9 protein-coding genes are annotated in these 11,045 nt (G+C 37.9%); 4 read left to right on the top strand and 5 right to left on the bottom strand.

The genetic code is table 11. The features are described from left to right. The first annotated feature begins 262 nt into the window (after positions 1–262). Entirely contained in the window at positions 263–1,708 is a 1,446-nt protein-coding gene (locus AADJ06_RS20085; protein WP_341228287.1) for a 3-coathanger stack domain-containing protein, read from the top strand. Here AADJ06_RS20085 and AADJ06_RS20080 read toward each other — a convergent pair. Continuing rightward, positions 1,705–3,414, bottom strand: a complete 1,710-nt coding sequence (locus AADJ06_RS20080) for a DNA polymerase III subunit gamma/tau (protein ID WP_341228286.1) — start codon at positions 3,412–3,414, stop codon at positions 1,705–1,707. The two genes, AADJ06_RS20085 and AADJ06_RS20080, sit on opposite strands and share 4 nt — an antisense overlap. Positions 3,415–3,603: 189 nt before the next feature. On the opposite strand from AADJ06_RS20080, the gene AADJ06_RS20075 reads away from it, so the two are divergent. Next, the gene (locus AADJ06_RS20075; protein ID WP_341228285.1) at positions 3,604–4,341 is read left to right on the top strand and encodes a phytanoyl-CoA dioxygenase family protein; all 738 of its coding nucleotides are present in this window, start codon (positions 3,604–3,606) and stop codon (positions 4,339–4,341) included. 353 nt (positions 4,342–4,694) lie between these two features. Here the strand turns inward: AADJ06_RS20075 and AADJ06_RS20070 are convergent, their stop codons facing one another. Beyond that, the gene (locus AADJ06_RS20070) at positions 4,695–4,913 is read right to left on the bottom strand and encodes a hypothetical protein (protein ID WP_341228284.1); all 219 of its coding nucleotides are present in this window, start codon (positions 4,911–4,913) and stop codon (positions 4,695–4,697) included. Between the two features lie 48 nt (positions 4,914–4,961). Continuing rightward, positions 4,962–5,954 (bottom strand): aldo/keto reductase, encoded by a 993-nt coding sequence (locus AADJ06_RS20065; protein ID WP_341228283.1) that lies wholly within the window; start codon positions 5,952–5,954, stop codon positions 4,962–4,964. Positions 5,955–6,062: 108 nt separating this feature from the next. Here AADJ06_RS20065 and AADJ06_RS20060 point away from each other — a divergent pair, with 108 nt between their 5' ends. Beyond that, positions 6,063–7,247, top strand: a complete 1,185-nt coding sequence (locus tag AADJ06_RS20060; protein ID WP_341228282.1) for an acetyl-CoA C-acyltransferase — start codon at positions 6,063–6,065, stop codon at positions 7,245–7,247. Between the two features lie 15 nt (positions 7,248–7,262). Here the strand turns inward: AADJ06_RS20060 and AADJ06_RS20055 are convergent, their stop codons facing one another. Both AADJ06_RS20055 and AADJ06_RS20050 read right to left on the bottom strand, forming a co-directional pair. Beyond that, entirely contained in the window at positions 7,263–7,736 is a 474-nt protein-coding gene (locus tag AADJ06_RS20055; RefSeq protein ID WP_341228281.1) for a DUF1801 domain-containing protein, read from the bottom strand. Positions 7,737–8,339: 603 nt separating this feature from the next. Beyond that, positions 8,340–8,837, bottom strand: a complete 498-nt coding sequence (locus tag AADJ06_RS20050; RefSeq protein WP_341228280.1) for a DinB family protein — start codon at positions 8,835–8,837, stop codon at positions 8,340–8,342. 221 nt (positions 8,838–9,058) lie between these two features. On the opposite strand from AADJ06_RS20050, the gene AADJ06_RS20045 reads away from it, so the two are divergent. Beyond that, on the top strand, positions 9,059–11,041 hold the full coding sequence (locus AADJ06_RS20045) for an NADH-quinone oxidoreductase subunit L (protein ID WP_341228279.1): 1,983 nt from the start codon (positions 9,059–9,061) through the stop codon (positions 11,039–11,041). Positions 11,042–11,045: the final 4 nt, after the last annotated feature.

Here is an 11,045-nt window from a genome sequence, read left to right as displayed (position 1 = left end):
GTTACAAAAATTTAAACATAAAAAAAGAGACTGCCCTTTTGAGACAGCCTCTTTTTGTGTCTATCCAAAACCCAATTTGCTACTTCATTAAAATTTTGAAAGAAGCCTGTTTAGTTCATAAATAGGAAAGCTCATTTCGTTATGACAAAAGTCGACTTTGAGCCTAATTATAAAAAAAACGTACTATCTATAACTTTTTTTTGCGTGATTTAGATACTTTTAAGTCTGTTTGTCAGTTTTTCTTATAAAAGTTTCCTAATAATTGAAAAAAAATCTACTTCACACTTTGTTGATTACCCTATGCGGTATTCAAGCTTTGGCTCAAGCTCCTACTTTGAGTTGGCAAAAAAATATAGGCGGTTCCGCAGATGATTTCGACCTAATTTCTACTCAAAACTTTCAGGGAGACATTTTTATTTCTGGGAGTACATTTTCGCATATTTCTGGAGATATCCCTGCTAATAAAGGGCTTTCCGACATTTATGTAGCAAAACTAACATCTGACGGCAGCACCATTAATTGGTCTCATACTTTTGGTGGCACAGGAAATGATATTCCTGCGGATATTGCCACTACTACCGACGGAGGTCTTATTATACTATGTTATGTGGATTCTACATCTGGTGATTTTAATCAAACCGGAGTTTGGCTTTTAAAACTTAATAATAACGGTAGTACCGCTTTTAAAACGCATTTCGGAGGTAACCCAAGCTTCAAAGGCAAAGTTAAACAAACCTCAGACGGAGGATATATTTTCCACTCTACAAAGAATGTAGTTACAAATGGCTTAGACTTTTGGGTAGTAAAAACCGATGCCTTAGGAAATCAGGTTTGGTCTAAAACCTTCGGTGGGGTTGAAGATGAATTTGCGGCTGATATAATAGAGTTAAACTCCGAATATTATGTTTTGGGAGATAGTTACTCTCACACCATAAACAGTCAAAGTCACACCTCACTTGGTTTAGACATGGTATTTTTTAAAATAAATGCATCTGGCACTGAGCAATGGACCAAGTTTTATGCTAACACTGGTGATGACTTTGCCGAACGTGTGATTTTAAATGAAAATAACGAATTTCTTATATTAGGCTCAAGCAGTAATGCCCCAGGAAATGCTGGAGGCTTAGATTTTTGGGTGAAAAATGTTGACATCGGAGGCTCTAACATCACTAGCTTCTCCGTCGGAGGAGTTGAAAATGACTTTGCTTCTGATATGTATTTTAACCAATCCACCTTCCAACCCATAGTGGTAGGCGAAACCTTTTCTGATTGGCTAGTAGGTCCAGAACCCGATACGTCAAATGTTTTAGTCAGTGAAATAATACCCTTTGGCGGAACCCAATGGATAAACATATTAGGTGGAAGTGGCTATGAAAGCCCTACAAGTATTACCGGAACGGTGGACGGTGGGCTACTTATTTCAGGACACTCCTATTCTAGTGATGGTGATTTAAATAACAACAAAGGTGGAGCAGATTTTTGGTTGGTGAAACTAGCCTATCCATGTCCTGATGAATTAAATATCAATGCAGCTAGCTTTTCTCAAAGTATAAGTAGAACAGCAGAAAGTTCTATAAATACAAACTCAGAATTCACAGGTTCACTTTCTAAAGTAAAATTAAAATCTAGCTACATTCAGATGAATCCTGGATTTAAAATAGAGCCAGGTACTGTATTTGAAACGGAAATTGGTGGTTGCCCAGACTAATAAATAAGGTCTAAGCCTAATTCGTCTTTAAAATCTTTAAGAGCTGGATTTTTTTCTAACATTGCCTTAAATTTTTCTTGCTCTGTACGCGGTTTCCCTTCATTCTTTGCTGCCACTAAAATAGCCGTAAGTTGCAAAGAAGTATTCTGAATCTGCTTACGCACAAAATCAAGAATATCTTGTTTTGACTCATCAAACAAATCCATTAAAGTTTGATTCACTAACTTCAAAGTAATTATTCCATCTTCACTTAGGTCAAAATTACTTTTCAAAATCATTTGCTGGCTTTGACGCTCCATTATTTTGGTACAAGCTGTTAAAGCCCCTTTTACATCATCAAAAGTATATGGTTTATTAGAAACGACTTCCTGCGTTTCTACTTTTTTAACCTCGGCTTTGACCTCCGTTTTAAGTACTTCTTCCTCCAAATCTACTGTTGAACGTAATTTTGAAGACTTAAACTTTGGTCTAGCACCTGCTACAGGTGTACTTGATTTTACAGCACTTGGGGCTTTGGGAAGCTCTTTTGGAGCAGAAGCCTCCGCCGAAGCTACACTAGTTGAGTTTTTTTTTTCAGCCTCCCCGTTTGGAAGCGTGCTTAAATTAAGTACCTGAGAGATACTGGCCATTTTCATGAGGCCTATTTCCACATGGAGTCGTTGGTTTTTAGCTGATTTATAAGACAAATCAACTTGGCTACCTATACTCAAAGCAGACATTAAAAAACCTTGCGACAGCTTTTTAGTCTGATCTAGATATTTCTGCTTTACAGAAGTAGATACCTCCATCAAATCGATGGTTCTAGCGTCTTTTCCTACCAAAAGATTTCTAAAGTGACCATTTAAACCAGTTACAAACTGGTGTCCATCAAAACCCTTTTCTAAGATTTCATTTAAAACCAATAAACTTTCTGATAAATCGCCGTCAAAAAGAGCATCGGTAATTTTGAAGTAATAGTCATAATCTAAAACGTGAAGATTCTCTAAAACCTCCGCATAAGTAAGTTTCTTGTCTGTAGAGAACGTAACGTTCAAATCAAACATTGACAGAGCATCCCTTAGTCCTCCATCCGCTTTTTGAGCAATAAGCTCCAAGGCCTCTGGCTCCGAATCAATACCCTCTTTTGTAGAAATTTGAGCCAAATGATTTGCCATGTCTTTAATCTGAATTCTATTGAAATCAAATATTTGACAACGGCTTAATATCGTTGGGAGAATCTTATGCTTCTCCGTAGTAGCTAAAATAAAAATAGCATAAGATGGTGGCTCCTCTAATGTTTTCAAAAAAGCATTAAATGCTGCTGAAGATAGCATGTGAACCTCATCAATAATATAGACTTTAAATTTCCCGTCTTGTGGAGGAAAACGAACTTGGTCTATAAGGTTTCTGATATCCTCTACAGAGTTATTACTGGCAGCATCCAGCTCATGGATATTAAAAGAGGCATTTTGAGCAAAGTTTTTACAACTCGTACACTCATTGCATGGCTCCGTATCGGCACCTACGTTTTGGCAATTTATAGTTTTAGCCAAAATTCTAGCACAAGTAGTCTTCCCCACCCCCCTTGGTCCGCAAAAAAGAAACGCCTGAGCAAGGTGCTCCGTCTTAATTGCATTCTTAAGCGTGGTAGTAATGTGACTTTGACCCACTACAGAATCAAAGGTTACCGGCCTATATTTTCGTGCTGATACTACGAACTGTTCCATCGTGGGCAAATATAAAAAAGAATGTTCCTAATAGTAGAAGTGGGTGGAAAACTTTGGAACTGTTTTAATTAAAAAAATCTCTTTCCAGCTACATAGAAGCTAAAAGTTTCCCAGCTATTTTTTTTTCAAATCTTTTGAAAAAGATAGAAGAGATAACGAACTTAGGAACTACAAAACTATACCCTATTAATGCTTAGCCAAAAAGAAATAGAAACGCTAGACCGTGATGGTTTCTTAAACCTCGGTCAATTACTAAACAGCCAAGAAGTAAAAGAAGTCAATGATAAAATTGATGAATTACTTGCCAATGAAGGCCAAAAAGCGGGCTCTGAACTTTTCGATTCTAAATACATTCGGCACCCAACAGAAGATGGCGTTGACCGGCTGGCTGATTTGGTTAACAAAGGGAAGGTCTTTGACCAATTTTATATGCATCCAAAAGTTTTAGCTACTATTGAAACCGTAATTGGCAAAGCCTACAAACTCTCCTCCCTAAACTATAGAGCCGCCAAACCAGGTAAAGGCTTACAAAAACTTCATGTAGACTGGGGAAACACCGTAGCTAATGGCGAATACAAGGTGTGCAACACCATTTGGCTTTTAGATGATTTCGTCTTCAATAACGGAGCCACCAGAATTGTACCGGGCACGCATAAATTAGACATACTGCCTAATGATGCCTTAGAAAACCCACTTGAAAAACATCCTGATGAAACCTTGATAATAGCTCCTGCAGGCTCTGTGGTGGTATTTAACTCACATGTATGGCATGGCGGCACCACAAACCATACTCAAAAAGACCGCCGAAGTATCCATAGTTATTTCTGTGCCAGAGACCTTCCACAGCAGGTTGACCAAAAGCGATACATTACCCAAGAAACCAAAAGCAGAATTGGTGAGAAAGGAGCTTTTGTTTTGGATGTTTAATTGAAGTGAATTTCAACAACTCATTTTGCTCGCCCTAAGACCAAAAAAAATAGTTGGGTCAATTCAGGTATTCATTACTATTCGGATTCTGTCGAGTATCCCAAAACTTTAAAATAAAAAGTCTTGACTCATCCCAGGAATAGAAAACATAGAAGTTATTCAAAACCAAACGTATTCTCACTGAGGACGAACTTGTTTTAATACCTAGTTCAGGATTTCTCTGCAGATGATTGATAATAGCTTCAGTTTCATTTAGAACTTTTTTGCTGTACTTTTTTGAATGATTTCTTTCAGCCAATAGTCTGTAATCTTTTCTAGTTCTAAAGATGCTTTTATTGACCATAAAACTACCCTCATTTTGCCCTTAATCTAGCAAATAAACCTTCATGAGACACTACATCTCCGTTCTTTACTTGCTCTAAGGATTCATTAATATCTAGATTTTGCTGCCTTGAAAGTTGATAAACACCTTCTGAGTCTACACTAGAAAGCATATCCGATAAGGTTTGTAAGAAACCTTCATTTTCTATTCCAACAATTTGAGACAGCAATTTCTCTTTTACTTCACTCATAAAATGTACTTTCTTCTTCTACGCAAATTAGTCATTTTAAAGCAAATTTCACCAAAGCTGATGCACACTCTTTTTTATGTACTTCTCGTAAATTCTGTTGACAGCTTTATTTTGTTCTGAGCTTATCGCTGGAATTTCTGAGGCAGCTAAATTCGAGGTGACCTGTTCCATCCTACTAGCTCCAGGAATAATGCAGCTTACTGCATCAAAACCTAAAATCCATTTCAGGGCTACTTGAGCCAAGTTACTTTGATTTGGAAAAACTGCTTTCAATTCTTCCACAGCTTTCAAACCTAAATCATAGTTTATTCCGGCAAAGGTTTCTCCTTTGTCAAATACCTCTCCGTTTCTATTAAACTGTCTGTGGTCGCCTTCGCCAAAACTGGAATTCGCTGAAAACTTACCCGTCAACAAACCACTAGCCAAAGGCACTCTTACTATTACACCTATGTCTTTCTTTTTCGCCTGTTCAAAAAAGAGCTCCGATGGGCGTTGCCTGAACATGTTGAAGATGATTTGAACAGTATTTACGTTTTCAAACTCTATTCCCTTTAACGCCTCCTCTATTTTTTCTACACTAATTCCAAGATTCTGAATCTTTCCCTCTTCTTTTAATCTATCAAAAAGCTCAAAAACTTCTGGTCTGTAAAAAACCTCCGTTGGCGGACAATGTAGCTGAATCAAATCAAGAGTCTCTAAGCCCATTCGGCTCAAACTATCTTCTACAAACTTTCTTAAAACGGCTGGTTTATAAGCTTCATTATTATGCGGACTCAGCTGTCTACCACATTTGCTTGCCACGAAAATCTTCTCTGACCTGCTTTTGACAAACTTCCCTACAGCCTTTTCACTTTCGCCTACTTCATTTCCGTAGACATCTGCCGTGTCTATAAAATTAACTCCACCTTCCACAGCTTCATTCAAAATTTTATCTGCAGAAGCCCAGTCAAATGGCTCTCCCCATTTTCCGCCTACTTGCCATGTTCCAAGGCTAATTTCTGATACTTCAATATTTGTCTTTCCTAGTTTTCTATATTTCACTTCAATTGGGTTTTGGTGCTTAAAAAACAAAAGTCGATTCCTTTATATGATATAAAAAGAAGTTTAAACTCTATTTTTACAAGACTAATAAGAAATCAACAAATAAAAATGAAAGACGTATTTATTTTAGGAAGTAGCCGTACTGTCATAGGAAGTTATGGCGGTGCTCTTAGCAAAGTTTCGGCCATTGAATTTGGCAAAAAGAGTGTAGAATCATCGCTAAAAAAATCAAATGTCTCTCCTGAAGACATTGAAGCCATTGTTTTTGGAAATGTAATATCTGCCAATCTAGGTCAAGCACCCGCAAGACAGGTCTCAAAAGCCGCAGGCTTGCCAGATGCGGTATGTGCTACCACGGTAAATAAAGTGTGTGCTTCTGGTATGAAAGCCATCAGCATTTTAGCCAATGGAATAAAAGCAGGCGATGTAAACATAGGAATAGCGGGAGGCATGGAAAGCATGTCCAACATTCCTCATTACGTGCCAAATGCAAGATTTGGCGTGGGTTTTGGCGACAAAACATTAGTTGACGGCCTTGGAAAAGACGGATTGACGGATGTGTACAATAACTGTTTAATGGGACTTTGCGGTGACAAAACCGCTGAAAAACACGAAATCACAAGAGAAGAACAAGACGATTTTTCGGAACAATCATATAGAAGATGTGCCACAGCATGGGAAAATGGCACTTTTAATGAAGAGGCTATCCCGATGGAAATCCCAAGTAGAAAAGGAGAACCAAAATTCTTAACGCAAGACGAAGCATTCTCTAAGGCTAACTTTGAGAAAATGAGAACGCTAAGGCCTGCGTTTTCAAAAGACGGAACTGTTACAGCAGCCACCTCAAGCCCAATGAGTGATGGTGCTAGCAGCATGATTTTAGCCGATGGCGAAACTATTAAAGTCAAAGAACTTAAAGCACAGGCCAAGATAATAGCCTATGCAGAAGCTGAGCAAGACCCCATGTTTTTCACTACCTCTCCTGTTCTAGCTGCGAAAAAAGTTTTAGAAAAATCGGGTCTGAGTATTTCAGACATTGAATACTTTGAAGTGAACGAAGCCTTTGCGGTAGTTCCTTTAGCCTTTATGAAAGTTTTAGAAGTAAGTCCTGAGAAAGTAAATATCCACGGTGGTGCATTAGCAGTAGGTCACCCATTAGGAAATTCGGGTAGTAGAATAGTGGTAACACTTCTTAATGTACTGAAACAGAAAAAAGCAAAATACGGCATGGCGGCTATCTGTAACGGTGGTGGTGGTGCAAGTGCTATTATTGTGGAGAATTTGGAATTGTAAATTTAATTTGGCCAATCAGGCTTTCTTTTTGCCTGGTTGGTTAATCTTCTCTTGATACATTTCTATCCACTGATTCACAGTCATTTTTGAGGCTAATTGCCCAATTAACTCAAAAGGAATCTCATCTGGTTTCTTAAAACGTATACAAGACTTCCCCATATCCAGTTTTCGGCTATTGTACTTTGGGTATTCTTTCACAAACCAATCCATTAGTTCAGGATCGGCATAAATGCCGCTGTGATACACCGCCACAAAATTCTTTTGCGAAGCAATATTCATAAAAGGCAGCGGTAATTTAGGGTCACAGTGATACCCCAAAGGAAAAATAGAATGCGGCACCACATACCCAATCATTCCATAATTCATACATTCTTCAAATCCCTCAGGAATGTTTTCAAGTATGACATTTCTCAGTTTCGTCATGGCTGAAATACGCTCCTCAGGTACTTTTGAGATATAATCGTCAGGGTTTTTCGCGTCTATTGTCATTGGGCTTTTAAAAGATTGATTTCCGAAAATACGAAAATCAATCTTAATACGCATATTAGATGCTTGCATAGCATTTTCTTACTTTTTTCAGAAAAACAATACTTAAATACCAATTCTTTCGCTGCCCTCGCCGAGCATGCCTGACTTTTTGTTTAGGCAAAAAGTCAGCAAAAACCATGTGCCAAAATAAACTTGCACAATCAGAATTTTACTAACAATTGAAATTGTGAACGTGTATTACACCTATAATTCTGACCGTGCTTTAAACAGTATTTTGACAAAGCGGAATTCATTCTATATACCTTTCTGTCCGAAAGAAAATAAAGAATTCACATTCCATATATCGCTCTGTACTGTTTGAGCACAAGCAAAATTCTAACACAATACTTAAAACACCACAACAATCTATTAGAATTTTGAATGTGCGAGTTTACAGAGTGTAGCTTTTTTTGCTTCGTTTTTTTACTATAAAAAAATGACGTCCCCACCGGAAGGTGAACGTAGAACAAGACCAGTCAAGCAAATCACAATTCCAATCTAAAATCAAAGTGCAACAGACTCCAAAAACTTCTCGGAGTATAAAGTTTTAGTTAAAAAACTCAATCACATTTCATCCGCACTAGGCCCGTAAGGTCCTGGAATTGGGATATCTAAAAGTCTCAGAAAAACCCCTAACTGTGCTCTGTGATGTGCGTTTTGACCGAAGGCGTGACGTACAGCTTCCCACTTTTCCATTTCTAAATGAATCACTTCACCAGTGCACAATTTCCATTTTTTAAGCAAAATTTCATCTTTTGACTGCTCTAAAGCTTCCTTTGCTTTCTTAACAGAGTTTTCAAAATGGTGCACCAATGCCTCGTTAGTCTCAAAAACCTTTGCCTCCCAAGATTCTACCTCCGCAAAATCCCATTTATCAGACAATACCGCTTTCTCTATCATATCTGGAATTTCGGCTAGATGAAAGGCTAAAACTCCTAGTTTCATACTTTTCGGATGTGGCTGCCAGTGGTGCTTTTCAACAGGTACCCTCTCGAGCATTCTTTTCGTTTCTTTTGCTTCGTCTGCCAGTTCTCTTTTAAATGCTTCAATAAATGATATCATGTTTCTTTTTTTGATTAATTATGACACAAAATTCGATGACTGAAGTGACAGCCTTTTGTCAGTAGGCTTCAGTTTTAATACTTTGCCAAAGAGATTAATGGAATTAAGGCGGAAAATGTGCATTTCTGATTAATTTGCAATTCAAAAGAAATCTTTACTCTACCAAATTGGTAGAGTATTAAAATCAGCCCTATATTTGCCCGAAATTGGTTCGCTAATTTATGCCAACAGACCAACTCATTTTCTTAACCTTAAGTCTTTATCTATTGGGCTTTGCAGGGCTTTTGAGCTTTAGAAACACCTTTTCTAAAACTATTGCTTCTGCGTTGTCTATTGGTATTAATCTTGTAGGATTAATCATTGCCATAGTTTTACTAAGTCGTTTTAAAGACACCGAGTTATTTGAATTTACCTGGGTAAGTTTTGTCAATTCTTCTTTAGCCGCCAGTCTTCTTATAAATAAACTAACACTCTTAATGTGGGCTTTGGTGCAGTTTATAGCACTTTTAGTTCAGCTCTTCTCTGACAAATACATGGCAGACGATGATAGGTTTAATCTCTATTATGCCTATTTGAATATGTTTGTTTTTTCCATGCTAGGCTTAGTCTGCAGCGGAAATCTACTCTTCATATTTATTTTTTGGGAATTAGTTGGCTTTAGCTCTTACCTCCTTATTGGGTTTTGGTACAAAAAACAATCAGCTATAAATGCCTCCCTTAAAGCATTTGTGATGAATCGAATAGGCGATGCCGGCTTTTTGATAGGAATAGGCTTGGTCTATTTTCAATTTGAGACTTTAGAGCTGGATGCTCTATCCACTATAGTTTATGAACCAAGCAGTATATTAACCTTAACAGGTCTTATGCTTTTTGGTGGCTGTGTGGGTAAATCGGCTCAGTTTCCTTTACAGGTTTGGCTTCCTGATGCCATGGAAGGTCCAACACCCGTTTCCGCCTTAATTCACGCAGCCACCATGGTAGCTGCAGGTATATTTTTATTGGCAAGGGTAGATTTCATTTTCACCCCTACCGCTGGCCAAGTCATTGCTTTCACAGGAGCATTAACTGCAATTTTGGCCGCATATTCTGCCGTTTTCCAATCAGACATCAAAAAGGTTTTGGCCTACTCCACTGTTTCACAATTAGGCTTAATGGTGATGGCCATGGGAGCAGGAGCCACCAATGCTGCTCTTTTCCATTTGTTCACACACGCATTCTTTAAAGCAGGTTTATTCTTAATTGCCGGAGCTGTGATACACCATTTTCATCACGAACAAAACATGTTTAAGATGGGAGGACTTTTTGCCAAAAAGACCCTACTAGCCGTTCTCTTTATAATTTGTGGAGCATCTTTATCAGGACTACCGCTTTTCTCAGGATTCCTTTCCAAAGACGCTATTTTGCTTTCAACATGGAATTGGGCAGAAACCCAAAATTCAACACTACTTATCGTCCCTATTTTAGGAATTTTAGCCTCTGTATTGACAGGTTATTATATGATGCGGGCCTTTGTTTTAGTTTTCCTAAAAAGAGGAAACAGCCAAGAGCATCATACAACCAAAAGTAGACTTAGCATTTTTGAATGGTCTATACTTCCTTTGGCTCTTTTATCTTTTTGGTTTGCCTTTGGCAATAGTCCTTTAAACTTTGAAGAGAATAGATTTACCAGTCATTTCCCTATCCCTCATCAAAACAACCATTGGCTAGGCTACTTGGTTTTAGCCCTTGCCGTTTTGGCCATAGCCCTGTCTTATTTTAAAACGAAAAAGGAAGCGGCTTTAGAAACGCAAACACTTAATTTCTGGTCGAAACTAGGACTCAATCACTTTTATATTGATTGGTTTTATTTGAATAAAGTTGCCAAACCATTAGCAGGTCAATTGCATGATTTTGCACATGAAGAAAGCCTGCATCCATCAGGCACACTTCATAACATGAAGGGTTTTGCAAAATTGATTTACAGATTTGACCAGCTCGTAGTAGATGGCGGTATAAACCTTTTGAGTAAGGCCTTCGCAGGTTTCGGAACTTTGATATATGCCATTGATAAAAAAGTGGTAGATGGTGGTGTGAAAATGATTTACACCTATGTGGACAGAGTCGGTAACAGATTAAAAACAATCCAAGGAGGAAAAATACAGAGCTATTTGATAGCCCTAATTCTATTTTTCTTGGCAATAATGATATTTTTGAATTTGCTTTAGCAGA

The sequence above is a fragment of the uncultured Arcticibacterium sp. genome (assembly GCF_964021845.1).
In the GTDB taxonomy this organism is placed as follows: Bacteria; Bacteroidota; Bacteroidia; order Cytophagales; family Spirosomataceae; genus Arcticibacterium.
The sequence above is the reverse complement of the archived record's forward strand: the minus strand, read 5'-3'. Positions and strand labels throughout refer to the sequence as shown.